At 71.9% G+C, this 25,589-nt stretch carries 21 protein-coding genes; 8 read left to right on the top strand and 13 right to left on the bottom strand.

Annotated elements, in window-relative coordinates; all coding sequences use genetic code 11:
* The first annotated feature begins 14 nt into the window (after positions 1-14).
* Positions 15-1,142, top strand: coding sequence for a PP2C family protein-serine/threonine phosphatase (locus tag BKA14_RS30790; RefSeq protein WP_184954290.1), 1,128 nt, complete (start codon positions 15-17; stop codon positions 1,140-1,142).
* Here BKA14_RS30790 and BKA14_RS30785 read toward each other — a convergent pair.
* Positions 1,139-1,345 carry a hypothetical protein gene (locus tag BKA14_RS30785; protein WP_184954289.1) on the bottom strand — a complete coding sequence of 69 codons (207 nt, stop codon included), beginning with the start codon at positions 1,343-1,345 and terminating at the stop codon, positions 1,139-1,141. The two genes, BKA14_RS30790 and BKA14_RS30785, sit on opposite strands and share 4 nt — an antisense overlap.
* A 296-nt stretch (positions 1,346-1,641) precedes the next feature.
* Here BKA14_RS30785 and BKA14_RS30780 point away from each other — a divergent pair, with 296 nt between their 5' ends.
* Positions 1,642-3,498 carry an acyl-CoA dehydrogenase gene (locus tag BKA14_RS30780; protein ID WP_184954288.1) on the top strand — a complete coding sequence of 619 codons (1,857 nt, stop codon included), beginning with the start codon at positions 1,642-1,644 and terminating at the stop codon, positions 3,496-3,498.
* A 114-nt stretch (positions 3,499-3,612) separates the two neighbouring features.
* On the opposite strand, the gene BKA14_RS30775 is transcribed toward BKA14_RS30780, so the two are convergent.
* Complete coding sequence (locus tag BKA14_RS30775; RefSeq protein ID WP_184954287.1) at positions 3,613-4,134, bottom strand: SixA phosphatase family protein; 522 nt, start codon at positions 4,132-4,134, stop codon at positions 3,613-3,615.
* A gap of 88 nt (positions 4,135-4,222) precedes the next feature.
* Here BKA14_RS30775 and BKA14_RS30770 point away from each other — a divergent pair, with 88 nt between their 5' ends.
* Positions 4,223-4,525 carry a DUF6458 family protein gene (locus tag BKA14_RS30770; RefSeq protein ID WP_184954286.1) on the top strand — a complete coding sequence of 101 codons (303 nt, stop codon included), beginning with the start codon at positions 4,223-4,225 and terminating at the stop codon, positions 4,523-4,525.
* A gap of 69 nt (positions 4,526-4,594) precedes the next feature.
* Here the strand turns inward: BKA14_RS30770 and BKA14_RS30765 are convergent, their stop codons facing one another.
* Complete coding sequence (locus BKA14_RS30765) at positions 4,595-5,434, bottom strand: NAD(P)H-binding protein (protein WP_184954285.1); 840 nt, start codon at positions 5,432-5,434, stop codon at positions 4,595-4,597.
* Positions 5,435-5,552: 118 nt separating this feature from the next.
* On the opposite strand from BKA14_RS30765, the gene BKA14_RS30760 reads away from it, so the two are divergent.
* The gene (locus BKA14_RS30760) at positions 5,553-5,927 is read left to right on the top strand and encodes a winged helix-turn-helix transcriptional regulator (RefSeq protein ID WP_239093114.1); all 375 of its coding nucleotides are present in this window, start codon (positions 5,553-5,555) and stop codon (positions 5,925-5,927) included.
* A 22-nt stretch (positions 5,928-5,949) separates the two neighbouring features.
* Here BKA14_RS30760 and trhA read toward each other — a convergent pair whose 3' ends face one another.
* Positions 5,950-6,627: a PAQR family membrane homeostasis protein TrhA gene (gene trhA, locus BKA14_RS30755; protein WP_184954283.1), complete on the bottom strand. Its 678-nt coding sequence runs from the start codon at positions 6,625-6,627 to the stop codon at positions 5,950-5,952.
* Positions 6,628-6,705: 78 nt separating this feature from the next.
* Between trhA and BKA14_RS30750 the strand changes: the two genes are divergently transcribed.
* The 3 genes from BKA14_RS30750 to BKA14_RS30740 are packed head-to-tail and all read left to right on the top strand — an operon-like array spanning position 6,706 to position 8,934.
* Positions 6,706-7,311: a 5-oxoprolinase subunit B family protein gene (locus BKA14_RS30750; protein ID WP_184954282.1), complete on the top strand. Its 606-nt coding sequence runs from the start codon at positions 6,706-6,708 to the stop codon at positions 7,309-7,311.
* Entirely contained in the window at positions 7,308-8,135 is an 828-nt protein-coding gene (locus BKA14_RS30745) for a 5-oxoprolinase subunit C family protein (RefSeq protein ID WP_184954281.1), read from the top strand. The genes BKA14_RS30750 and BKA14_RS30745 overlap by 4 nt, the downstream gene beginning before the upstream one ends.
* Positions 8,131-8,934, top strand: coding sequence for a LamB/YcsF family protein (locus BKA14_RS30740; protein WP_184957053.1), 804 nt, complete (start codon positions 8,131-8,133; stop codon positions 8,932-8,934). The genes BKA14_RS30745 and BKA14_RS30740 overlap by 5 nt, the downstream gene beginning before the upstream one ends.
* Here the strand turns inward: BKA14_RS30740 and BKA14_RS30735 are convergent.
* The 6 genes from BKA14_RS30735 to pdhA form a co-directional block, all read right to left on the bottom strand.
* Positions 8,876-10,666, bottom strand: a complete 1,791-nt coding sequence (locus BKA14_RS30735) for an NHL domain-containing thioredoxin family protein (protein WP_184954280.1) — start codon at positions 10,664-10,666, stop codon at positions 8,876-8,878. The genes BKA14_RS30740 and BKA14_RS30735 overlap by 59 nt on opposite strands.
* Positions 10,667-10,735: 69 nt before the next feature.
* Positions 10,736-14,557 (bottom strand): hypothetical protein, encoded by a 3,822-nt coding sequence (locus BKA14_RS30730; protein ID WP_184954279.1) that lies wholly within the window; start codon positions 14,555-14,557, stop codon positions 10,736-10,738.
* A gap of 305 nt (positions 14,558-14,862) precedes the next feature.
* Complete coding sequence (locus tag BKA14_RS30725) at positions 14,863-15,000, bottom strand: hypothetical protein (RefSeq protein WP_166661173.1); 138 nt, start codon at positions 14,998-15,000, stop codon at positions 14,863-14,865.
* A gap of 164 nt (positions 15,001-15,164) precedes the next feature.
* Complete coding sequence (locus tag BKA14_RS30720) at positions 15,165-16,577, bottom strand: dihydrolipoamide acetyltransferase family protein (RefSeq protein WP_184954278.1); 1,413 nt, start codon at positions 16,575-16,577, stop codon at positions 15,165-15,167.
* A gap of 5 nt (positions 16,578-16,582) precedes the next feature.
* Positions 16,583-17,572, bottom strand: a complete 990-nt coding sequence (locus tag BKA14_RS30715) for an alpha-ketoacid dehydrogenase subunit beta (RefSeq protein ID WP_184957052.1) — start codon at positions 17,570-17,572, stop codon at positions 16,583-16,585.
* Entirely contained in the window at positions 17,569-18,708 is a 1,140-nt protein-coding gene (pdhA, locus tag BKA14_RS30710) for a pyruvate dehydrogenase (acetyl-transferring) E1 component subunit alpha (RefSeq protein ID WP_184954277.1), read from the bottom strand. Before pdhA ends, BKA14_RS30715 begins: the two co-directional genes overlap by 4 nt.
* 410 nt (positions 18,709-19,118) lie before the next feature.
* On the opposite strand from pdhA, the gene BKA14_RS44430 reads away from it, so the two are divergent.
* On the top strand, positions 19,119-20,627 hold the full coding sequence (locus BKA14_RS44430) for a hypothetical protein (RefSeq protein WP_184957304.1): 1,509 nt from the start codon (positions 19,119-19,121) through the stop codon (positions 20,625-20,627).
* 3 nt (positions 20,628-20,630) lie between these two features.
* On the opposite strand, the gene BKA14_RS30700 is transcribed toward BKA14_RS44430, so the two are convergent.
* The 3 genes from BKA14_RS30700 to BKA14_RS30690 form a co-directional block, all read right to left on the bottom strand.
* Positions 20,631-21,842 carry a hypothetical protein gene (locus BKA14_RS30700; protein WP_184954276.1) on the bottom strand — a complete coding sequence of 404 codons (1,212 nt, stop codon included), beginning with the start codon at positions 21,840-21,842 and terminating at the stop codon, positions 20,631-20,633.
* Positions 21,843-21,879: 37 nt separating this feature from the next.
* A complete protein-coding gene (locus tag BKA14_RS30695) occupies positions 21,880-23,562 on the bottom strand; it encodes a GTPase (protein WP_184954275.1) in 1,683 nt (560 codons plus the stop codon).
* 73 nt (positions 23,563-23,635) lie between these two features.
* A complete protein-coding gene (locus tag BKA14_RS30690) occupies positions 23,636-25,270 on the bottom strand; it encodes a GTPase domain-containing protein (RefSeq protein WP_239093132.1) in 1,635 nt (544 codons plus the stop codon).
* Between the last annotated feature and the right edge of the window lie 319 nt (positions 25,271-25,589).

Raw genomic sequence — 25,589 nt, 5'->3', positions numbered from 1 at the left:
GCGGGAGATCGGGCATGCTGTTCCGCGTAGCCATGCCTAATCTGCCGCCGGGCCGCCGCCCGCTGAGCCCTGGATCCCGCGCCGGACTCGGCGCGGCCCTTGTGCTGCTCGCTGTCGTGTCCGCCGTGGAGCTGATCGACAACACCCAAGCCGATTTCGTCGGGCTGTTCGCGGCCGTCCCGTTCCTCGCCGCGGTGTTCGCGTTCTGGCAGACCGTGATCGTGGTCGGGGTGCTGGCCACGATCGTCGGGATGGTGTTTCTGGGCGCGGCCGGTCCGATGGATCTGGCCGGCTCGGTCAACATCTCCGGCATTCTGCTGGCGACCGGCATCGCCGCCGCGGTGGCCATGATGCGCCAGCGTCAGGCCGACAAGATCGCCGAGTTGCAGCGGCTGGCCGCGGTGGCCCAGCAGGCGGTGTTGCGCCCGCTCGGGCCGCAGGTGGGTGCGCTGGCGGTGGCCGGGCGGTACATCTCGGCGACGGCCGCGGCCGACATCGGGGGCGACCTCTACGAGGCGCTCGACACCCCGTACGGGGTCCGGATCATCATCGGCGACGTGCGGGGCAAGGGTCTGGACGCGGTGCGGCTGGCCAGCATCGTGCTCGGGTCGTATCGGCATGTGGCGTACGAGCGAGCCGACCTCAAAACCGTGGTGGCCGACCTGGACCGTGCGGTGGCTCGCAGTGTCGGCGACGAGGATTTCGTGACCGCGGCCCTGGTCGAGGAGCGCGGCGGCACGCTGACGATCGTCAACTGTGGACATCCGGCGCCGCTGCTGCTGCGCCGCGGTGAGGTCATTCCGCTGGAGCCGTCGGCCCCGGCGCCCCCGCTGGGCTTCATGCCCGAGGTGTCGGCGCGGGTGGAGCGGCTGGAGCCGGGCGACCGGCTGCTGCTGTTCACCGACGGCCTGGGCGAGGCCCGCCGGGAGGGTGAGTTCTTCCCGACCGCCGACCGTGCGTGGCGGTTGCTGGGCCACGGCACGGTCGGTGACGGGCTTGCCTCGCTCGAGACGGCCCTGGTCGATTGGGTGCACGGCCGCCTCGAGGACGACATCGCGCTGGTGCTGCTCGAATACGCCGGCCGGGACGACGGCGCGGCGGTGCCGATCCCGAGCTGGGAGGTCGGCGCGGCCGGAAGCTAGGCCGCGATCTCCTTCGTCTTCTCCTCGGCCGAGACGGACTCGGCGGCGGGGGAGACGGGAGGCGTGTCGGACGGTGTGGTGACGATCGGGGCGGGCGAGACCGGCGCCGGCACAGGCTCGGGCCGGCGGTGGCGCCCGATGTAGTGGCGTGGCGGGTCCGCCCGGCGGGGCTCCGGAATGAGGCTCTTGATCGTGGCGAACATGGCGCGCCCCCTTTGGCGGCTGGCGAAGACGAAAGCTTCGTGTCTATCCGGAGCAACGAGCCGCGTCGCCCCCCGATACGTATGGGCCGCATGGGAGTCGGCAAATAGCCGAACGGCCATCCGGTTAGCCACCCGATCGGAGGCGTTTGATGTGCGAACCGACGGACAGACCCCCGCAACTGGGTGGTTGGTCACGAAACAACTCGTGGCTTGTCCGTTCCTACCGATCGGTAATACAGTGGGGTTACTGACGGGTAACTCCAGCCGGCGGCGTTCGGAGAGCGGGGCCAAGCACCATGACTCACTACAAGAGCAACCTTCGGGACCTCCAGTTCAATCTGTTCGAGGTCTTCGGGGCTGATCAGGCGTTCGGTCAGGCGCCGTACTCCGACATCGACGCGGACACCGCACGCGATGTGCTGACCGAGGTCAACCGCCTCGCCACCGAGGATCTGGCCGCCAGCTACGTCGAGGCCGACCGCAATCCGCCGGTCTTCGACCCCGCGACCCACAGCGCTCCGCTGCCGGAGTCGTTCAAGAAGTCCTTCGAGCAGTGGATGGCCAGCGAGTTCTGGCGTCTCGACCTGCCCGGCTCGCTCGGCGGCACCCTGGCCCCGCGCGCCTTCTGGTGGGCTCTGGCCGAGAACGTGCTCGGCGCCAACGCTCCGGTGTGGATGTATTCGTCGGGCCCCTCCTTCGCGTCGGTGGTCGACGCCGAGGGCACCGAGGAGCAGAAGAAGTGGGCGAAGCTCTTCGTCGACAAGCTCTGGGGCTCCTCGATGGTGCTGACCGAGCCCGACGCGGGTTCGGACGTCGGCGCCGGCCGCACCCGAGCCATCCCGCAGCCCGACGGCTCGTGGCACATCGAGGGCGTCAAGCGCTTCATCACCTCGGGTGAGCACGACCTCACCGACAACATCATCCACTATGTGCTCGCGCGCCCGGTCGGCGTCGAAGGCGTGGGCGGCCCCGGCACCAAGGGCCTGTCGCTGTTCATCGTGCCGAAGTACCACTTCGACCCCGAGAGCGGCGAGCTCGGCGAGCGCAACGGCGTCTACGCCACCAACATCGAGCACAAGATGGGCCTCAAGGTCTCCAACACCTGCGAGCTGACCTTCGGCGAGCACGGCACCCCGGCCAAGGGCTGGCTGCTCGGCGAGAAGCACCAGGGCATCCGGCAGATGTTCATGATCATTGAGTACGCCCGGATGATGGTCGGCACCAAGGCGATCGCGACCCTGTCGACCGGTTACCTGAACGCGCTGGAGTACGCCAAGAACCGCGTGCAGGGCGCCGACCTGGTACAGAACGACGACAAGGCCGCGCCTCGGGTCACGATCACCCACCACCCCGACGTACGCCGCTCGCTGATGCTGCAGAAGTCGTACTCGGAGGCCCTGCGCGCGCTGGTCGTCTACACCGGCACGTGGCAGGACAAGGTCGCTATCGCCGAGGCGGCCGGGGACACCGAGACCGCGAAGGCCGCCAGCAAGGTCAACGATCTGCTGCTGCCGCTGGTCAAGGGCGTGGGCTCCGAGCGGGCGTACGAGCTGCTGGGCCACGAGGCGCTGCAGACGTTCGGCGGCTCCGGCTTCCTGCAGGACTACCCGCTCGAGCAGTACGTGCGCGACGCGAAGATCGACACCCTGTACGAGGGCACGACCGCGATCCAGAGCCTCGACCTGATCTTCCGCAAGATCGTGAAGGACCAGGGCGCCGCGCTGGCCACCCTGGCCACCGAGATGCAGGCGTTCGTCGAGAGCGAGGCCGGCAACGGTCAGCTCAAGGTGGAGCGGCTCGGCCTGGGCAAGGCCCTCGGCGAGATGCAGCAGATCCTCGGGACCACGATGGGCTGGCTCGGCGCCGTGCAGGGCGGGGAGACCCGCGAGCTCTACAAGGTCGGTCTGACCTCCCGGCGCGTCCTGCTCGCGCTGGGTGATGTGGTGCTGGCCTGGTTGCTGCTGCGTCAGGCCGAGGTGGCCCTCAAGGCGCTGGGCGGCGACGTCTCGGCGGCCGACAAGAACTTCTACGAGGGCAAGGTGGCGGCGGCCCGCTTCTTCGTGCGCGAGGTGCTGCCGCGGATCGGCTCCGACCGTCGCATCATCGAGAACACCACGCTGGACGTCATGGACCTCTCCGAGGACGTCTTCTAAAGATCTCGGCGCGGCGGTCGCCCCACTTCCGCGCTGCTGAAGGGCATTGCCCACTCTCCTGAAAACGGCTGAGGCCGGCGGACAAGGACGTCCGCCGGCCTCAGCCGTCTCCGCTCAGCCGCGGGCCGTGTGCCGTTCGATCAGGCGCATCGATCGGGGCTCGGTGGCCGACCAGGAGCCGTCGGCGCTGCGGTGCACGGCCAGTCCCGACGTCCTCATGATCACGTCGACGCCGTCGTACTGGTCGTCGGGAATCAGCAGAGTGGACACCTCGGACACCGTCGGGTTGTGCCCGACGACGAGCACCGTACGAATGGTGTCCGGCACCTTGCGTACGAGATCGAAAACCTCGGTCGGGCCGCCGTGATAGAGACTCTGCTCGTAACGGACCTCGGGCGCGCCGCCGCCCGGCCGCGCCTGCGCCAACGCGATCGAGACGCCCTGCCACGTCTGGCGGGTGCGCGCCGCCGACGAGCAGAGCACCAGATCGGGGTGGAGCCGCTCATCGGCCAGCCAGGCGCCCGCCGCGTCGGCGTCAGTCTCCCCGCGGGTGGTCAGCGTACGGTCGAAATCGGGGCTCTCATCGGGCGTTACCGCCTTGGCGTGGCGGAGGATCACGAGCGTCCTGACGGTCATGTGTCCAGCTTGCCTGATTGAGGATCGGAGCGGGTGGGTAAACCCCACAGCGACGCATTGACCATGGTGAAGTTCGAGGAGGCCCGCGATGGGCATCGGCGGAAGCATCTTCCTGCTGGCGTTGGGCGCGATCCTGGCGTTCGCCGTCAACGCGGACATCAGCGGGATCGACATCAACATCATCGGGTGGATCCTGATGGCGGCCGGCCTGGTCGGCCTGGTCATCACGCTCTGGTTCTGGAACAGCCGGCGCCGCACCGTCGTGACGCGGCAGACCTCGGCCGAGCCGGCCGCGGGCGCTCCGGTCTACCCCAACCAGCAGGTTCGCAGCGAATACCGGGAGACCCGCCGCGAGGACGTTCCCCCGCCCCCGCCGCCCGCCTACCAGTAATCCGCACAAAGACTCGCGACGCCGGTAGCCGCTCATCCCCCTGGCGGCTGCCGGCGTCGCGCGCGTGTCTCAGGACTTGAGAGCTTCACTCACGTACGTCTTCAGCGACGTCGCCGGGCGGCCGAGCAGCGACTCGAGGTCGTCCGCGGGAGCGTAGAGCCCGCCATTCGCGGCGCCCCGGTCGGAGTCGGCCAGAATCGCCGCGAACGCCTCGGGCAGCCCCACCCCGACCAGCATCTCGCGGTACTTGTCCTCGCCCAGGTCGGTGTAGGTGACCGGGCGGCCCGACTGCTCGGCGACCTCGGCGGCGAACTCGGCCATGGTGAAGCCCGGCCCACCCAACTCGTAGATCTTGCCCGCCTGCCCGTCGGTGGTGAGGACCGCGGCGGCCGCCTCGGCGTAGTCGGCCCGCTTGGCGGCGCTGATCCGGCCGTCGGCCGCGGCGCCGAAGAACCCGTGCTCCAGGCCCTGCGCGACGTCGTAGTTCTCGAGATACCAGCTGTTGCGGAGGAACGCGTACGGCAGGCCGGACTCGGTGATCAGCTTCTCGGTGGCGGCGTGCTCCTCGGCGAGCTTGAGGTCGCTCGTGTCGGCCTTCGTGATGCTGGTGTAGACGAGCAGGCCCACCTGGGCGGCCTTGGCCGCGGCGACCACGTTGGTGTGCTGGGCCAGCCGGTTGCCGGCCTCGCTGCCGGAGATGAAAAGGACCTTGTCGGCGCCTTCGAACGCCGCTCGCAGCGCCTCCGGATCCTCGTACGCGACCTGCTTGACCGTGATGCCGAGGTCGGCGATCTTGTCGGTCTGGCGGCCGAGGCCGACGATCTCGCTCGCGGGGACGCCCTTGGCGAGCAGCGACTGGATGGTGAGCCGGCCGAGGTGCCCGGTGGCGCCCGTCACGACGATGGTCATGTGGTCCTCCTGTAGTTGATCCTTGAACCATATGAGCCAACGGTGCAGCTCAGAGATCACTTCCCATTCGATAGAAGGCACCTTGAAGTGCAGTACTCACCCGAGGGATAGTAAACAGGTGGAACCCAGTGCGTACGCGAAAGATTGTCCCAGCCGGCAGATCCTCGACCGGATCGGCGACACGTGGAGCGTCCTGGCCGTGATGATGCTGGCCGACGGCCCGCAGCGTTATTCGGCGCTGGCCAAGCGCATCGAGGGGGTCAGCCCCAAGATGCTCACCCAGACCCTGCGCGGGCTCGAGCGGGACGGTCTGATCGGCCGCACGGTGTACGCCGAGGTGCCGCCCCGGGTCGACTACGCGCTCACCGAGCTCGGCCGCAGCCTGCTCGACCTGGTGGGCGCGCTGGAGAAGTGGGCCGAGATGCACATCGACGACGTGCAGGCGGCCCGGGTCGCCTACGACAACCCGGGCGTACGGGTCCTTCAGGCTTAGAGCGACTCAGGCGTAGAGCGACTCAGGCGTAGAGCGCGAAGTAGATCGCGATGTGGTGGCAGATCGCGGCGATCAGCGTGCACGCGTGGAAGAACTCGTGGTGGCCGAACACCTCGGGCCACGGATTCGGCCGTCGCAACGCGTAGAAGACCGCGCCGACGCTGTAGATCACGCCGCCCACCGCCAGCAGCACCAGGGTGGTGACGCCGCCGCGGTGCAGCACGTCGGGCAGGATCGCGACCGCACCCCAGCCCAGGGCCAGATAGAGCGGGGCGCCGGCCCAGCGCGGCAGATGCGGCCAGATGGTCTTGAGCGCCACGCCGCCGAGCGCGCCGCCCCAGATCAGGCTGAGCATCAGCGTCGCCTTGCCCGGCGAGAGCAACTGGGTGCAGAACGGGGTGTAGGTGCCGGCGATGAAGATGAAGATCATCGAGTGGTCGGCCCGGCGCATGATCTGGTAGCCACGTTCGCTCCAGGCCCGCCGGTGGTAGAGCGCGCTGATGCCGAACAGCCCGCACACGGTGAAGCTGTAGATCAGGACGCTCAGGAAGGGCTCGATGCCCGGTCGGCTGAGGGCGATCGAGCACAGCACGATGCCGCAGACCAGCGCGACGAAGAACGCGTATTGATGAAGCCGGCCGCGCAGCCGCGGCTTGCCGAGGTCGGTCGGCTTCATCCGGAACGGGGCGGAGGTCGTCACGCTTTTCAGGCTACGGTATCGTAAGTTACCCGTCAGTATTTTCTGAGTGGTGAGCTGCGGCACTGGCAGGATGACGCCATGAGGCTGAGACGGGCGGGCGCCTCCGCGCTGCTGATCGAATGCCGCGACGGCGACGAGGTCGAGGCCTGGCGCCGCCTGGTGACGACCCGCCGCGACGCCGGTGACCTGCAAGTGATCGACATCGTTCCCGGCGCCCGAACCCTGCTGCTCGACGGCGTGGCGCCCGGCACCGACGCCCTGCTGGCCGCGTGGCCGCCGCCCTCGCCCGCGACATCCGCCCCTGCGGAGGGGGCGCTGGTGGAGGTCCCGACGGTGTTCGACGGCGACGACCTGGCCGACGTGGCCGGGCTCTGGCGCCTGTCCGCCGAGGCGACGATCGCGCGGCTGGCGGCGACGGAATTCACCGTCGCGTTCTGCGGGTTCGCGCCCGGTTTCGCCTACATGCGCGGGCACGGGCTGACCGTGCCCCGGCTCGACGCCCCACGGCCCCGCGTGCCGGCCGGTTCGGTCGGACTGGCCGGTGAATACTGCGGCATCTATCCCACCGCTTCGCCGGGCGGCTGGCGCCTGGTGGGGCGCACGTCGTCGTCGCTTTTCGACGTACGCCGTGAGCCTCCCGCACTGCTCACCCCGGGCACGCGCGTGCGGTTGGTGGCGGCGTGATCACGGTGGTGCGGGCTGGTCCGCTGACCACCGTTCAAGATCAAGGGCGTCCCTCGTACGCGCATCTGGGTGTGCCGCGGTCGGGGGCGCTCGACGGGCGGGCCCTGCGGCGCGCGAACACGCTGGTCGGTAACCCATCTGACGCGGCCGGCCTGGAGACGACACTGATGGGCTGCACGCTGCGGTTCACGCGGGCGGCCCGGGTGGCGGTCACGGGAGCGGTGGCGGTGGTCAAGCTGGACAAGGAGCCGGTGTCGGGGGTGATCGAGGTGCCGGCGGGATCCGTTCTGGAAGTGGGGCGGGCCACCCGGGGCGTGCGATCCTATGTGGCGGTTCGTGGCGGTATTGACGTCGAGCCGGTGTTGGGCAGCCGGTCGACCGACACGCTCTCGGGTCTGGGGCCGCCGAAGCTCGCGGACGGGGCCGAACTCGATGTTGCCGGTCCCTGCGAAGCGGATCTGCCGGACCTCGTGGACGACATCGTGATTGCTGACGAGGTGGAGCTGGGGGTCTGGCTGGGGCCGCGCGACGACTGGTTCGCGGGGAATGAGCTGTTCGAGAACCCGTACCAGGTCAGCCCGATGAGCAACCGGGTGGGCTGCCGCCTGACGGGCGAGGCGCTGCGCCGGGTCCGCCGCGATGAGCTGCCCCCCGAAGGGTTGGTGCTGGGCGCGGTCCAGGTGCCGGCCGACGGGCAGCCACTGATCTTCCTGGCCGACCATCCGACGACCGGCGGCTACCCCGTGATCGGCGTGGTCGACGACGTGACCCCGCTCGCGCAGGCCCGGCCGGGGAGTACGGTGCGGTTCCGTGCGCTCCATTGACCTGAACGCGGACCTCGGCGAGGGCTTCGGCCGCTGGACCCTCGGCGCCGACGAGGCGCTGCTCGACATCGTGACCTCGGCCAACGTGGCCTGCGGCTTCCACGCGGGCGACCCGTCCACGATGCACCGGATCTGTGCGGCGGCCGTCGAACGCTCGGTCGCCATCGGCGCGCAGGTGGGCTATCGCGACCTGGCCGGCTTCGGGCGGCGGCGAATCGACTACGACCCCGACGACCTGCGCGACGACATTCTGTACCAGATCGGGGCGTTGGAGGCGTTCAGCCGGGTCGCTGGGGGGCGCGTCGGCTACGTGAAGCCGCACGGCGCGCTCTACAACACGGCGGCCGTCGACGACGTGCAGGCCGGGGCGGTGGTGGCCGCCCTCAACGCGTACGGGGGGAATCTGCCTTTGCTGTGCCAGCCGGGCTCGGTGGTGGCCCGGCTGGCGACCGCGGCCGGGCTGCCCGTGGTGGCCGAGGGGTTCGCCGACCGGGGATATCAGGCCGACGGGACGTTGATGCCGCGGTCGGCGGCAGGGGCTGTGCTGCACGAACCGGACGAGGTGGTGGCTCGGACCGTGCGGATGGCCACCGACGGCGAGGTCGAGACCGGCACCGGGCAGGTGGTGGCGGTGCCGGTGGCGTCGATCTGCGTGCACGGGGACACCGCCGGCGCAGTGCAGCTGGCGGCGCGGGTGCGGGCCGGGTTGCTGGCGGCGGGGCTGCTGGTCGAGCCGTTCGTCAGGACTCGTCCATCCCCCGCAGGATCAGCGGGAGGCGGGCCGGACCGTCGGCGGTGACCACAATCGGCACGCCCCAGTCCTGCCGGGTGAGGTGGCAGGCGGCAAACTCGACGTCCACGTCACAGGTCGCGGCCTGGGCCACCACCTGCAGCACGCCCTTCGGCACGGCCGGGTTGATCACCAGGGGGCGGGACAGGTCGGTCGTCACCCCGGCCCCCGAGAGCAGCAGCTCGGGCGGGGCGGACGACACTTCGAGGCGGGTCGACGGGCCGAACTGGGTGTCCAGCTTCTGCCCCGGGGCGGGCGTGAAGACCACGTCGAGGGTCACCTCGCCCGGCGCGAGCGGGGAAGCTGGGCGCTCGGTGCGGTGACGTTCCCCGGCCACCGTACGCACGGCGCCGGGGGCGAGACGGGTCAGGCGGTGCGCCGACGACTCCACCACGAACACGTCGCCGGCGGCGGTCACCAGCACGTCGCTCGGCTCGGCCAGACCGGTGTCGACCGTGGACACCTCGTCGTCCTGCGGGTCGTAGCGGCGGATCGCGCCGTTGTACGTGTCCGCGACCAGCACCGAGCCGTCGGGCAGGGCGGCCACGCCGAGCGGGTGCTGCAGCAGGGCCTCCTTACCCGGGCCGTCGACGTGCCCGAAGTCGAAAAGACCCTGCCCGGCCGCGGTGTGCAGGACGCCCGCCTCGATGTAGCGCAGCGCCGACGTCTCACTGTCGGCGATCCACAGCCGGTCGCCGCCCACCGACAGGCCGGACGGCTGGGCCATCCACACGTCGGGAATCGGACCGTCCCGCAGCGACTCGACCGTCGTGCCCGCGTAGACCCCGACCGTGCGCTTGATCGGGTCGAACCACCACAGCTGGTGGATGCCGGCCATGGCGATGATCACACGGTCGTCGTACCAGGCCAGGTCCCACGGTGAGGACAGGTCGGCGGCCAGCGCGTCGTGCGGATGCTCGTCGACTGTGGAGCGCCACGGCCGACCGGAACCGGCGATCAGCGTGATCTCGCCGTCGGCCAGGCGCAGCCCGCGGAGCTGGTGGTTGACCGTGTCGGCCACCACCACGTCGTAACCCGCTGTGGCCGCGACCTCAGCCGGGAGCAGGAGCAGGCCCTGCGGCTCGCTGAACGGGTCGCCGCGTTCGCCGCGGCCGAACCGGCGGACCAGCGTCTCGCCGTCCGCCTCGACCTCGACGACCGAATGCCGGGCCGAGTCGCTGACCAGCAGGTGGCCGCCGGGCAGTTCGATCGCCTTGCCGGGGAAGCGGAACACCGTGTCGGCGGGGGCGGGCGGCACGTACGGGCCGTCGCCACGATGCAGGGTGCCGTCGGCGGTGTGCTTGACGATGAGCTCGTCGATCATCCGGGACAGGCCCTCGGCGTGGCCTTCGCCGGCCATCGAGGCGACCAGGTAGCCGGTCGGGTCGATCACCGCGAGCGTGGGCCAGGCCTTCGCCGCGTACTGCTGCCACAGGTGCATGTCGCCGTCGTCGACGACGGGGTGGTGCACGCCGTAACGCTCGACCGCGGCGGCCAGCGCCTTCGGGTCGCGCTCGTGCTCGAACTTCGGGGAGTGCACGCCGATCACCACGAGGGCGTCGCCGTACTTCTCCTCCAGCGGTCGCAGCTCGTCGAGAACGTGCAGGCAGTTGATGCAGCAGAACGTCCAGAAGTCGAGCAGAACGATCTTGCCGCGCAGGTCGGCGAGGGTCAGGTCCTTGCCGCCGGTGTTCAACCAGCCACGACCCCGCAACTCCGGGGCCCGCACACGTCCAGTCATCGCACCATCGTGCCGCACCGATGGCTCCGGCACGGCACGAAGGTGGTCAGGATGACAGCCGTACGGGCCTCAGCCGTTCGCCTTGAGACACAGCACCTGCTGCTTGCCGTCCGACGCCTTGTTGATCACGTGCGGCTGGCCCGGGTCGGCGCACTCGGCCACGGTGGGCACGATGGACGCGACCTGATACGACCCGGACTCCGAGCACTCGGCCTTGACCGCGGAGTCGCCCTCGCGCTTCACGCACTCGCCCTGGATCACCGACAGCGACTTGTCGTTGCCGCCGGCCACCAGATAGACGATGCCGAAGCCGATGCCGAGCAGCAGCACCGCGGCGATGATGACCGAGATCAGGATCGGCAGCATGCGGACGTGCGGGGTCGCGGGCTTGGCCGGCTTCTCCTCCGCCTTGAAACTGTCGAACCGGCCCTGATCGGCCTCGACGCCCGGCCAGCTGGTCGTCTCCTCCGGGGTGGGCGGTGTCACGGTGGCGCGGCTGGCCGGACCCGGCTGGTTCGGGAAGCCGTCGTTACCGGGGCCGAAGCCGTTCGGCGGCTGCTGCCCGGGCGGGCCGAAACCGTTCGAGCGGGGCTGAGTGGCCGGGTCGAAGCCGTTGAGGCCCGGAGGCATCGGCGGCAAGGCCGGCGCAGGCACGAACGGCTGCTCGCGGCCGGCGATGTCAGTGGTCAACTCGCTGTACGGCTCACCGGGACGGCCGCCGCCGGGACGGTCCCCACCGGGCCGATCGGCGTAGGGCGAACCGGGCGAGGCCGGCTCGGGTGCCGCCCCGGGCAGCGCGGGGGCCGAGGCCATGCCGGTCGGCGGGTTGCCCGGGCCGCCGGGGCCGGGCAGGGAGACCCGGGCGCTCGCCGAGGCGCGGGCACTGGCGCGGGCGGGCGACTGCGGGGCGATGCCCGGCAGATCCGGCTCGTCGCCACTTCCGTCGAGCTCGTTGAGACGCCCGTACGCCGAGGCACCGTGCCCGCCCGTGGCCGGTTCCGGGCGGTCGTCGTCCGGGTGGTTGCCGAACGGTGAGTCGCCGGGGTGGCCGCCGAACGGTGAGTCGCCGCCGAAGGCCGGACGGTCGTTGCCGGGCCGCGGCCCGAACGGCGAGTCGGCGCCGAACGACGGTTCGCTGTCGCGCGGCGGCTGCTCGTCCTCGACGGCGGGCTCGGTCGCGGCCGGGCGGCCGTAGACGCGGGCCTGCGGCGCGGCGGACGGCGGCGGAACCTCGGACGCCTCGACCGGGGCGGTGCGGTTCGTCGTCGGCACCGAAGCGCTGGCCGTGACCGGGCGGGCCGAGCCGACGGCGTTTTCGGACGGGTCGCGCGGCGCGGGCACCGAACCGTTGCGGTTGTCGGCGGCCGCGGGGGACCCGAACGCGGCGCCGGGCACCCGCTGCGGATAGCCGTTGTTCTCGGCCGGAGATTCGGGCCGCCGGTACGGCGCGTGCGCGTCCTCGCCGGACTGATCGTCGCCGCCGGGGCCGAAGGGGGAGGCGGGCCGGGCCGCGCCGTAGGCGGCACCGGGCTCACGCACCACACCGAACGGCGAAGGAGGCTGGGCGGGGGACTGGGACTCGGGCTCGGGCGAACCCGGGCGCGGGCCGAACTGCGAGCCGTTGTCGTCCTGGCGTCCGCCGCCGAAGGCCGAGCCGAACTGCGCGCCCTGGCCTTCACCCTGCACGGGGCCGAACGGCGACGAGGAGCCGTCGGGAGCGCCGAAGGGCCCACCGGCCGGGCGGGCCGAGCCGGCGGCGGGTGAGGTGGGCCGGGCGCCGCCCTCGGGCTGGCCGAACGGGCCGCCGGCGGGGCGGGCGGACCCGTACGCGCCCGAGTCGCCCTCGGACGCACCGAACGGGCGGGCGGAGCCGCTCGCGGGTGAGGTGGGCCGGGCGGTGCCGAAGGCGTTGTTGTCGCCGTACGGGTCGGCGGGGCGCGCGGAGCCGGAGTCGCCCTCGGACGCGCCGAAGGGGCCGCCGGCGGGGCGGGCGGAGCCGTACGCGGGCGAGTCGCCCTCGGGGGTGCCGAAGGGGCCACCGGCCGGACGGGCGGTGCCGAAGGCGTTTTGGTCGTTTTCGGAGCGGCCGTACGGGTGGGCCGCGCCGGAGTTGTTGTCGGACTCGCCGGTGGGGCGGGCCGAGCCGTATGCGGCCGCGTCGCCGAACGGGCGGGCGGAGCCGAACGCGCCCGAGTCGCCCTCGGGGGTCCCGAACGGGCCACCGGCGGGGCGGGCGGAGCCGCTGGCCGGGGAGGTGGGCCGGCCGTCGTTGTCGCTGTCGGGACGGCCGAACGGGTCGGCCGGGCGCGCGGAGCCGTGATCGTCCGCGGGTGCGCCGAACGGGCCACCTGCGGGGCGCGCCGAGCCGTACGCGCCGGAGTCACCCTCGGGCTGGCCGAACGGGCGGGCGGAACCGTACGCGCCGGAGTCGCCCTCGGGGGTGCCGAACGGGCCACCGGCGGGGCGGGCCGAGCCGAAGGCGGCCGAGTCGCTGCTGCCGGCGGAACGGCTGTCGGGTGCGGACGGGCGGGTGCCGAAGGCGGCGTCGGCCGAGCCGTCGTCGGACGGGCCGAACTGGGCCGGCGGGCGGGCGCTGCCGTAAGCCACACCGGCCACCGGGGCCTCGCCGGAGCTGCGGCCGAACGGGTCGGGCAGGCTGCCGCGCTCGGCCTCAGTGGTGCCGCCGGGCGCCGGGCGGCCCTCGGTGGCCTGGCCGTCGGGGTTGCGGCCGAACGGGTCGGCGAGAGGCTCGGGACGACCGTACGGGTGGGGGGCGTTCTCGGCCGAGACGGCGGCGGGACCGGACGAGGCCGGGCCGAACGCGCTGAAGTCGCTGGACGCCGGGGGCAGCTGCGGAGCGCCAGGGGGCGGGCCGAACGGGCCCTGCTGGCCGCGGACGGGCAGCTCACCCGACGGGGCCGCGGTGGCCGGCGTGGCGGGCTCGCTGCCGGGGGTGCCGCGCAGCGGGAAGCCGCTGCCGCCACCGCCGCGGGTCGGGAACGCCGAACCGCCGCTGCCGGGGGTGCCGCGCAGCGGGAAGCCGCCGCTGTCGCCCGTCTGCGCGGGCGGCGGGGCATCGGGCAGGCCGGTCAGGGTGGCCCCGGGCACACGGACGCGCTGGTCGCCGAAGGCGGAGATGCCGGGCGGGCGGCCGGTGGAGGGATCGATCGACTGCTGCTGCGGCTGCTGCTGCTGCTGCTCGGGCGCGCCACGACCGGCGGGCGCCGCGAAACCGTTGAAGCCTTCGACGCTGTCGACCGTGCCGGCCGGGTTGGCGTTGCGCTGCGGCAGCGGGGCGCCGGGGCGCTGGATGAAGTTCTGCTCGGGGGGTGTGCGGGCCGGAGGCGCCGGCGTCGGGGCCCAGCCGGTCGGCGGCTGCTGCGGCTCGGCCGCGCTCGGCGCGGACGCCTGCGGGGCCTCGGACGGCGGGGCGCCGAAGACGGAGGACGGGCCGAACGCGGACGGCGGCGTGGCCGAACCGTAGGCATTGTCGTTGCCGGGGGAGACCGACCCGTACGGCGAGGCGGCGCCGCGCTGCGGAAGCCCGTTGCCCTCGGGTGCGGGCGCGGGGGTGCGCTGCGGCAGGCCGTTGCCGTTGTCGTCGGGACCGGGCACGCGGGCCGACCCGTACGAGGTGCCGGTGGCCGGGCGCGGGGCATCGGGGCCCTGGCCGAACGTGGGCACGACGGGGACGACGAACGGCGAGCCGCCGTTGGGCGTGGCCTGCGGTGGTGGACCGTAGGAGGTGGGGAAACCGTCGGCGGGCGGCTGGGCCGAAGCCCGGGCCGAGACCCGCTGACCGTCGGTGTCCGGCGGGAAGCCGTCCGACGTCGGTCCGCCCGACGTGGCCTCGGCCGGTTGTGAACCGGCGTAGTGCCCCTCGGACGTCATGAGCGCCTCCTCATTCCATGCGGCCGTGCCAGCTCTGCACTGACGCCGGACAGACTCCGGCGTCGTGCCCAGCGCTGAGGCCAGGCCGTGCGAGGCATCCCCGAATTGCTCCGGTCAAACCTCGGCCTCGCGCCGACCGGCCGAGCCGGCTCGATGGCCGTGGCCAACCGTACCGGGCGAGGGCGGCATGAGGAATCCCGGTGTACGCCACCAAGGGGACTGTAAAAAGATCTTTAAGCACGGGGTGGAAAAGCGAACGGCCCGTCCGGGCTGGGGTTTCCGGGCGGGCCGTGGCGTCGTAGGTGTCAGAAGGTCTTGCGCTGGGCGAAGATCGCGATCTCGTCACGCATCGACTGAGTGGGCGCGGTCATCCAGGCCCGGTCGATGGCGCGGTTCTGACGGTTGATCAACCGGCGCTGACGAACGCGGTCGACGATGCTCATCTGCTTCTTCACTTCCCTCGAGCCGGGATCGCCGGCTCATCGTGGTGCTCGTCCCGTGTGAGTCCATTGTGCGCCTCAACGGGACGAGCTGCCAACGATTTAGAGGGTGACGCGCAGCACCTGCCTAACGATCGTAGGTCAAATGATGCTGACGCTTAACGAACTTACGACCAGGAGAGCAGGGTCCCCTCCGGGTCGGTGAGGAAGTCGCCGACGTCGCGCAGAAACTTCGAGCCCAGTTCGCCGTCGATGATCCGGTGGTCGAAGGAGAGCCCGAGGGTGGTGACCTGGCGAATCTTGATCTTGTCTTTGTGCACCCACGGCATGGGGCGGATCGCGCCGAAGGCCAGGATCGCCGACTCGCCCGGCGGAAGAATCGGCGTTCCTGTATCCACGCCGAACACTCCGACATTCGTAATAGAAAGGGTCCCACCGGCCATATCGGACGGCGGAGTCTTCCCGGACTTGGCCACCTGCACCAGTGTGGTGAGCGCCTCAGCCAGTTCCCGCAGCGAGAGACGCCCGGCGTCCTTCACGTTGGGAACGATCAGGCCCCGCTCGGTCGCCGCGGCGATGCCGAGATTGACGTAGTCCTTGACCACGATCTCGTTGGTCTCGGCCGACCACGACGAGTTGACCATCGGGTGGCGCTTCACCGCGAGCAGCACGGCCTTGGCCACCAGCAGCAGAGGCGAAATGCGGACGTCGCGGAAATCACGCCTTTCCTTGAGCTTCTCGACCGTCTTCATGGTGCGCGTCACATCGACGGTGAGGAACTCGGTGACGTGCGGCGCGGTGAATGCCGAGGCCACCATGTTCTGCGCGGTCAGCTTGCGCACGCCCTTGACCGGAATCCGCTGCTCGCGACCCGCGTCGAAGGAAGCAGCGGTCACGACGGGGGCCGCAACCTCAGCCGGAGCGGCCGCCTTGTGCACGTCTTCCCGGGTCACCGAGCCCAGCGGCCCGCTGCCCGTGATAGTGGCCAGGTCGACGCCGAGATCGCGAGCCAGCTTGCGCACCGGGGGCTTGGCCAGCACCGGGCCGCTGGTCCGCGCGATCGGGGCCGGCGGGGCGACTGGGGCCGGCGGAGCGGCCGGGACAACCGGCGCGGGCGGCGGCACAACAGCGGGCTGGGCGACGGAGGTCGTACGGGGGCGCCTTTTCGCCGTTGTGCTCTTGGGCCCGTAACCGACGAGCACGGCCGTGCGGCCGCCCGGCGCGGGACCACCGATCAGGCCCGGCTCGACCGCGCCCTCGGCCGGGGCGATCTCGACCGCGGCCAGCGACTCGGCCGACGGCACGGGACCGTCGGCGGGCAGCGGACCGGCCGCCGGGTCGGTGTCGATCGCCACGATGGGCGCGCCCACTTCGACCGTCGTGCCGGCCTCGACGTAGATCTTCGAGACGACGCCGCCCCACTTGGCCGGGATCTCGACCGCGGCCTTGGCCGTCTCGACCTCCACGATCGGCTGGTTGAGCTCGATCGTGTCGCCCACCTTGACCAGCCAGGCCAGGATCTCGCCCTCAGTCAGGCCCTCGCCCAGGTCGGGCAGGTTGAACTCCTTGATCCGCGACATCGGCGTCACCAGCCGAACGAACGGTCGACGGCGTCCAGCACCCGGTCGAGATCGGGCAGGTATTCCTCCTCGACGCGGGCCGCCGGATACGGGATGTCGTAGCCGGTCACCCGCAGCACGGGCGCCTCGAGCGAGTAGAAACAGTGCTCGGTGATGCGCGCGGCCAGTTCGGCGCCGAGGCCGATGTTGCCGGGGGCCTCGTGCACCACGACGGCGCGGCCGGTCCGGCGTACGGAGGAATAGATCTTGTCGTAGTCGACCGGGGAGAGCGTGCGCAGGTCGATCACCTCGAGGTTGCGCCCGTCCTCGGCGGCCGCGGTGGCCGCGTCCAGGCAGGTACGCACCATCGGCCCGTACGCGATCAGGGTCGCGTCGGTGCCCTCGCGAGCCACCCGGGCCTCGTGCAGCGGGTAGGCCCCCGCCAGGTCGGCGTCGAGGTCGACCTCGCCCTTCTCCCAGTAGCGCCGCTTGGGCTCGAAGAACACGATCGGATCGTCGGAACGGATGGCCTGCTGGATCATCGAGTACGCGTCGGCGGGGTTGGAGCAGGTCACGACCTTGAGGCCGGGGGTGTGCGAGAAATACGCCTCGGGCGACTCGGAGTGGTGCTCCACCGCGCCGATGCCACCGCCGAACGGGATGCGGATGACGATCGGCAGCCGCACCTTGCCCATCGAGCGGTAGAACATCTTGGCCACCTGGGCCACGATCTGGTTGTAGGCCGGGAAGACGAACCCGTCGAACTGGATCTCGCAGACCGGGCGGTATCCGCGGATGGCCAGACCGACAGCGGTGCCCACGATGCCGGCCTCGGCCAGCGGGGTGTCGATGACACGGTCCTCGCCGAAGTCCTTCTGCAGGCCGTCGGTGATGCGGAAGACGCCGCCGAGCTTGCCGACGTCCTCGCCCATGATGACGACTTTGGAGTCGTGCTCGAGCGAGCGGCGCAGGCCGTGGTTGAGGGCCTTGCCGATGGTGATCGTCTCGGCCATCAGTGGTCACTCCCCTCAAACGAGGCGTGGTAGTCGGCGAACTGGCTGCGCTGCAGGTCGAGCTCGGGCGAACCGTGCGGGTAGACGTTGTCGAACATCGAGATCGGCTGCGGGTCGGGCATCGACAGCACCCGCTCGCGCAGGCTGAGGGCCAGCGTCTTGGCCGACTCGTCGACCTCGTCGAAGAAGCTGTCGTCGCCGAGCTGCTGCTTGGCCAGGAACGCGCGGAGCCGGGAGATCGGGTCCTTGGCCTTCCACGACTCGACCTCGCTGGCGATGCGGTAACGGGTCGGGTCGTCCGAGCTGGTGTGCGCGCCCATCCGGTACGTGTACGCCTCGATCAGCGTCGGGCCCTGACCGTTACGCGCGTTGTCGAGCGCCGCCCGGGTGACCGCGAAGCTGGCCAGCACGTCGTTGCCGTCGATCCGGACGCCCGGGAAGCCGTAGCCCGCGGCCCGGCGGTAGAGCGGGATGCGGGTCTGGCGCTCCAGCGGCTCCGAGATCGCGTACTGGTTGTTCTGGCAGAAGAACACCATCGGGGCGTGGAAGACGCCGGCCCAGACGAACGCCTCGTTGACCTCGCCCTGGCTGGTCGCGCCGTCGCCGAAGTAGGCGATCACGGCCTCGCCGTCGGGGCTGCCGGTCTTGCCGTCCATCGTCACGCCCATCGCGTAACCGGTCGCGTGCAGGGTCTGCGAGCCGATCACGATGGTGTAGCCGTTGAAGCGGTGCTCGTTCGCGTCCCAGCCGCCCTGGTCGACGCCGCGGAACAGGCCGAACGGCATGATCGGGTCGATCCCGCGGGTGTAGAGGACGCCGTGCTCGCGATACGTCGGGAACGCCATGTCCTGGGGGCGCATGGCCCGGCCGGAACCGACCTGAGCCGCCTCCTGGCCCAGCAGGCTCGCCCAGATGCCCAGCTCGCCCTGGCGCTGCAGGGCGGTCGCCTCGGCGTCGAGCCGGCGGACCGTCACCAGGTCGCGGTACAGCTCGCGATACTCGTCGTCGGTGAAGTCGACGGAGTACGTCGTGCCGTCAGCGGTGGTGACGCTGTCGATCCGTTCGCCGTCGGGGGTCAGCAGTTGGACGAAACCGCCTGCGGGGGCGTCTGTCCCCGCCGTGCTTTCGCCGTTCGCCATCGAGTCTCCCTGTTCATCTCTGCGCCGCGACGGGTGTTGCCCGTACGCGCGGCGGACCGCTGGTCACCGCGCCTGGCCCGGGTGAGGTTGCCGCGCGGCGTATCGGCGCGGGCCTGGACCCCGCCGGGGAGTGACGGCCCCCACCTTGCCCCGCTGGGTCGGCGAAGCGACGGCGGCGGTGCCGTCGCCCCCATCCTGACAGAGAACGTGAGCCCCGTTACAGGTCAGGTCGATCACAGTCGAGAAATTCGCCCGTCATATCGGTGCCCGTATTTGTCCGAATAAGCGGCTTTCGTACGGTCACTACCGTACGAACGGGCAATTCGCGCCGCTGCCTTCATGCCCATGCGTCGTTCATCCGGTAACCACGGTCGATCAATGTTGATCATTGCAGCCGGCCGTGCCCGTCCATGCCGACGCAGAGGGGGACCCCGGCCGTGCCGGACCAGCGCGACGACGACCACCTCGTGCCGCCGATGAAGGTGATGCGCAAGCGGCTCAACGGGGTCTACCGGGCCGACACCGGTTTCTCCGGACCGACCCGCCGGTACGTGCTGATCGTCGCGATGCTGGTGGGACTGGCCTCGGTGCCGACCCTGGCCGCCATCACCGCGGGGTCGCGCGAACTGTCCGGCGGGCGAACGGACACGATGGACATTCCGTTCCTACCGCCGCCCTCGTCGGGACCCGTGCGCCAATATCCGTCGCAGGCACCCCCGTCGTCGCAGCCCGACTCAGTGAGCGGCGCGGCTCAGGGGGCTTCCAAGGGCGCCGATGCCGCCGTACGGGCGGGGAAGGTGCTCGGGCAGGCCGGAGCGCGGGAACCCGCCGCACCGGCGACGGACGGCTCCGGCCCGGCTCCTGGCCCAGGCGGTGGATCCCGCGATGGCGACAAATCGGACAGGGATCACGGACGGCGCGCCGACGGCGGATCGAGCAGCGGCAGCGGCTCACGCGACGGTGGGGGCTCACGCGACGGTGGCGGGTCTCGTGACGGCGACCGCTCACGCGGCGGTGGGTCGAACAGCGGCGACGGCTCACGCGGCGGCGGGTCGAACAGCGGCGACGGCTCACGCGGCGGCGGACCGAGCAGCGGCGACGGCTCACGCGGCGGTGGGTCGAGCAGCGGCGGCGAATCGAGCAGCGGCGGCGGGCCGAACGGTGGCGGTGGGCCGCGCGGTGGCGGCAAGCCCGGCGATGACGGCCACCGCGGTGGGAGGTCAGACGAGGGTGACGGGCCTGGAGACGTACGGGATGGGGGTGGTGTGTCTCGTGATGACGGAAAGCCAGGAACGGGACACGACAACCCCGCCCGCTGGGGCCGCAGACCCGCTGTGCCCGACCTGCCCCCGGTGCCCGACGAATCGGCCGACGAGCCCGAGCCGGCGCCTGACGACGACTCAGCGTCTGACGACCCGGCGCCTGACGACGACTCAGCCAGGGACGACTCCGCGCCCGACGACGACGATTCCGGGAAGCCGACCGTGCCCGGCCTGCCGGACGTTCCGGACGATCCGGAGCCCGATGACGACGGCGACCACGACCCTCAGCCCGCCGACCGGCCCCGCCACCGCGGTTGCGAGGAAAGCAAGCACGCCAAGAAGACCCACCGTTCCGTAACCCGTCACCGGTCGCGTGACCGGTCCGAACACAGCCGGAGGTCAGCTGTGGCCGAACGATCCAACAACATCCGTCCGTCCAGCATCCTGGAGCGCAGCTACGCCAACACCGGGGGCGGCCATCACGTCAACCTCATCCCGGAGGCCCGCTCGGAGGAGAACCAGAACCGCTCGTACCGCGGCAGTCACCGGGCCGGCAGCCAGCACCACGCCGACGAGCACACGCCCGAGCAGCAGCGCAGCTCCCGGGTGGGCCGGCATCACGCCGAGCCGAGCGAGGACCTGTCGGGCCGCTGGTAGACGTCAGGCGTCGTCGAGGCGGTGGCGGTTGGCCTCGATCCAGGCGTCGATCGCGTCCGCGTCGTTGGGGTCGACGCCCTCGGAGATCAGTTGAGCCACTGCCGCCGTGGCCGCGCTGCGCTTCTCGCCCGTCGCGTACAGCCGGGCGAACTCGGGGATCATCTCCTCAACCACGTGGTCGACCTGCTCGGCCGCGGCGGTGGGCAGGTCACGCCGCCGGACCGCGTAGGCCGACCAGGCACGCGTCACCCGGGGCAGCATCGCGGCGTCGTCCATGTCGAGGACCGCGCGCCGGTGCACCCAGTCGAGCAGGAACAACCCGGCCACGGCGGGGCTCCAGCGCAGCGGATCGGGGTCGGGCAGGCTCGCCGCGTGGTCGAGGATCAGGCTCAGGCAGAAGTGCAGCGAGGCCAGCTCGTCGTCGGCGTGCACCCGGTCGAGGCCGAAGCGCGCGGCCTCGGGGGAGGACAGGAAGTCGCGGACGAGTTCCGTGCTGTTGACGGTGGGCGGCTCGGCCAGCGGCGGGGTGGTCGCCGCGGGCAGCAGGGCCAGCCGTGCGCCGGCCAGTGCGCGGTCGGTGGCCAGCGAACCCTCGGCCGGCAGGTCGCTCAGGGCGTCGGTGATCTCGAGGTGGCGGTCGACCTCGCCGCGCAGCCGGCCCGGATCCTCCTCGCGGAACCAGGTCAGCTCGTCGCCGGAGCACATCTCGCGCACCTGCTCGAGGATGCGCGCGGCCGACGACCCGACGAACAGGTCCTTCGTGATGCCGATGTTGTGGTCGACCAGCGCGACGACCGCGTGCTCGGGGCCACCGTCCTGCTCGTCGTCGTAGGCGAAGGTCACCAAATAGGACGTCTGATCGCCGAAGACGTCCCCGTACGCATAGCAGCCGGTGGGCCGGACCCGGCCGAGCTGGGTGGTCCAGGACGGCGCCTGGGCCCCGCGCCGCACCTGGCCCGCGCCCTCGGCCCCGGGCACCAGGGCGGCGAAGACCTCGCGGATCGTGGTGGCCGAGGCTGTGCGCCGCCGGGCGGTCGCGGAGAGGAACTCGCCGACGAACCCGCGCACGGCGGCCGCGCGGTCGTCGCCCGCCACCGAGTAGACGCTGCCGAGCAGGGCCGTCCCCAGCAGCTCGGCGTCGAGCGCGCAGTCGAGCTTCGCCACGTCGCGGGCCGCGTGCAGGACCGCCTCGTACGGAGTCTGGGGTGCGGGCATGTCGCGAGCCTACCCGCCACGGTGCGTGCCGGGACTACTACGAACGCACCGCGGTCAGAGCTTCACGCGCCTGTGCGTAGGAGTTCAGCACCTCGCGCACCGGAGCCACCACATACTCCCGGCCGACCTCGGTGACCGAGTTCCGCAATCGCTGCTCGGCCCGGCGCCGGGCCCGCCGGGCGCCCCACTCCACGACCGGCCGCAGCAGCAGCCAGAGCAGCAACCCGAGCAGCAGTCCGCCGAGCAGCAGCACGGTAGGGAGCGGCACCACGCCGACCTTCGGATCGTCCAACTCGGGCAGTCCGAGCGCCCGCAGCACGTAGCCGAAGATCAGCCAGCCCAGCCCGAACACGGCGGCGGCCAGGAAGAGCCAGTGCAGCGCCCCCACGACCCGCCACCACAGCGGCGCCTTGGCCACGCCCAGGTCGGTCGTGCCGATCGCCCGGTCGAGCGCGTCGGACAGGTCGGCCGCCCGCGAGCGGGCCGCGTTGGTCAGCGCGGGCTTCCAGACCTCGGGCAGTGGCGCCGCGGCCCGGTCGGAGACCGCGCGGACGGCCAGGCTGACCGCGGACCGCTGGGCCGCGTCGGCCTCGGGCAGCGAGGTGCGCGGCACGAGCTCGGTGGAGGTGACACGCGGCTCCGCGTCGGCCGGCGTCTCGGCGGGCCGGTCGGCCAGGTGCAGCCGGCGCAGCGGGTCGGGGCGCAGCCGGCGCAGGCCCCGGGTCAGGGGCCAGCCGGTGGCGGCGGCCGCCCGATGCCGGTAGGCGGCCGCGGTGGCGTCGGCCACCGCGCCCACCCCGGCCGAGACGGCGAGCGCGTCGGTCAGCTGGCGGACGGTGGCCCGGTCGACCTCGTCCTCGGCCGCGGGCGGGCCGATCATGGCGGTCAGCGGCTCGCTCACCGTCTCGAGGTCGCCCGCGACCCGGCGCAGCGCGGCCTGCCGTTCGGCCACCGTGGTCTCGAGCGAGCCGCGCAATTCGCCCAGCATGCCCGGCTGCTTGGCCGAGGTGGCCAGCACCGGGGCCTCGCCCAGACCGTCGTCGGTGAGCAGGCGCTTGAGGTCGGTCAGCACCAGCTCGGTGTCCGGTGCGGACAGCCGGTCGGCCTGGTTGAGCACGACGACGGTGACCGCGGCGTGCGACCGGAACTGGGAAAGGTAGGCCTGGTGCAGGATGCGGTCGCCGTACTTCTGCGGGTCGACCACCCAGACGATCAGGTCGACCAGGCCCAGCAGGCGGTCGACCTCGAGGCGGTGGCCGCGCTCGACCGAGTCGAAGTCGGGCAGATCGAGCAGCACGAGCCCGCGCAGGGCGGCCTCGTCCTCACCGTCGAGGGCGCTTTCGCGGATGAACCGGTGCCGCGGCAGCACACCCACCCAGTCGAGCAGCTGGTTGGCCGGCTCGAGCGGGCCCCAGACGCACGCGTGCGCGACGCCGGTGGTCGGCCGGCGCACGCCGACCGGCGACAGTTTGAGCCGGGCCAACGCGTTGAACAGGCTCGACTTGCCGCTGCCGGTGCTGCCGGCGAGCGCGACGACGGTGTGGTCGCGCGACAGCGCCAGCCGGTTGCCGGCCCGCTCGACCAGCGTGTGTGCGGCCACCAGGTCGCTGTCCGGGAGGTGCGGGTCGACCAGGCGCAGGAATCGGCTCAGGGCTTCGAGCCGCTGCACCAACCGCTCGGAGTCGATCCGATCGTCCCGCACTTTTTCCACCAGGCTCATGCCCCCGCCTTCGCTTCGCTGCGGCAGAGGCGTGAGCCGGGCACTGAGCTTGATGATTCGCTCGCAAGCTCGCTCATGCGCTCCCCGTCAACGCCAGTTCTCCCCGGGCAGTCTCCACGTCGGCCGCGGCCTGGCGCAGCCGGGCCCCTGGTTCCGCGTCGAGGCCGACCGCGGCCAGCCGGTCGGTGAACCGCGCGGCCTCCTCGTCGAAGAGTTTGCCCGCGCGCAGCAGCAGGTCCTCGCGGGCCTGGGTGGCGAGCGTACGGATGGCCTGGTCGCCGAAGATCGCCTCGAGCACCTTCTGCGCCGCGACCGCGCTGCCCGCGCCCGCTGCGACCTCGAGCCCGGTCGGGATGAAGGCGGTCGAGGTGAACACGGCGATCATCACGGCCAGCCCGGCCCCGTTGACCGCGTATGCCGCCCCGCGCGCGACGACCCGCTTCTCGGCGCCTTCGGCCCGCACCAGGCCGAGCACCCACTGCTGCCAGTCGCGCACCAGCCGGTCGGCCCGTTCGGGCAGGTCGGCCGCGGGCCGCTGCAGCCCCGGGTCGAGCAGGGCGGCGCCGGCCGGGTGGGCCTGCCACCCCGAGTAGGCCTGCTCGGCCGCGTCCGCCGCGATGCCCCGCAGCAGCGTGACCAGCTGGGACTCCAGCGCCATCTGCAGGTTGCGCCCGGGGGCTGGACGCCCGGTGAGCGCGGCCACGAATCGGTCGCGGAGCTGGCCGACCTTGCTCTCCAGGGTCTTGAGGAACTCGCCGGTGCCGACGAACTCCTGCCACCGGGCCAGCACCTCGCCGCGCAGCAGCCGGCCGTCCTGCAGGCCGTTGCCCAGGGTTTGCCGGCCGGTGCGATAGGCCGCCGTGACCCGGTCGCCGAGCGCCTTGGCCGCCCGGGCCTGCTCGTCGGCCGCGTCGGCCAGGCCCGCGACGGCCGGGCCGAGCGAGATGAGCGCGCCGTCCAGTGTCTGGCGCACCACTGCCGAGCGGGCGGTGGCGTCGGCCGCGAGCCGGCCGAACCAGTCGTGCAGCGGGCGGATCACGTCCTCGCCGATCAGGCCCTGACCGTCGAGCCGGGTCTCGGGCAGCACGAACAGCGGCGCGGCGCCCAGCTCGCGGACGTTGAGCATGTCTTGCAGATGGGTGGCGATCTCGGGGGCGGCCTCGGCCGGCACCCGGTCGAGCACCAGGGCGATCACCGTGCCGCGCAGACGGGCGGTGGTCAGCAGCTCCCACGGCACGGCGTCGGCGTAGCGGGCGGCGGTCGTGACGAACAGCCACAGGTCGGCCGCCGCGAGCAGCTGCGCGGCCAGCTTGCGGTTGCGGTCGACCACCGAGTCGATGTCGGGCGCGTCGAGGAACGCCAGCCCGGCGCCGAGCGCCGGGGCCGAGACGAGCTGCAGCGCGTTGGCGTCGTTGCTGGGTTCGCGGGTGCGCACCAGCCCGGGCAGCAGCCGGCCCTGCTGGAACCAGGGCAGATCGGCCGGGTTGCTGACCAGCACCGGCGAGCGGGTCGTGGGGCGCAGCACGCCGGCACTGCTGACGGGAGCCCGCACCAGGCTGTTGACCAGCGTCGACTTGCCGGCGCCGGTGGAACCGCCGATCACGACCAGCAGCGGCGCGTCGAGCCGGGCCAGGCGGGGCAGCAGGTAGTCGTCGAGCTGGGTGGTCAGTGCCGTGCCGATCCGCTGGGCCTCCTCGGCCGAGGGCATGACCAGCGGATACGCCGTGCCGGCGATCGCCGCGCGCAGGGCGCTGAGGGCGTCGGCGAGCCGGGTGATCGCGGGCGGCGCCTCGGCGATGCGCGCGTCGGCCTCGCCGAGGTCAGTGGGCCGCTGCTCCTCGGGTTTCTCATGTGGCTGACGGGGCACAGTGGCTTCAGTACCCTCAGAGGGGCTCGCCGAATCGGCGGACACGACGCTGACCTGCGCTTTTTCCGGCGCGGAGGTGGCCTCGGCGGCCGTGGCGGGGTCTTGCGTGGCAGCGGGTGCGGCGGACAGGGCCGACGGACCGACCGCGTCACCGTGCGTC

The sequence above is a fragment of the Paractinoplanes abujensis genome, from assembly GCF_014204895.1.
GTDB classification, from domain to species: Bacteria; Actinomycetota; Actinomycetes; order Mycobacteriales; family Micromonosporaceae; genus Actinoplanes; species Actinoplanes abujensis.
The sequence above is the reverse complement of the archived record's forward strand: the minus strand, read 5'-3'. Positions and strand labels throughout refer to the sequence as shown.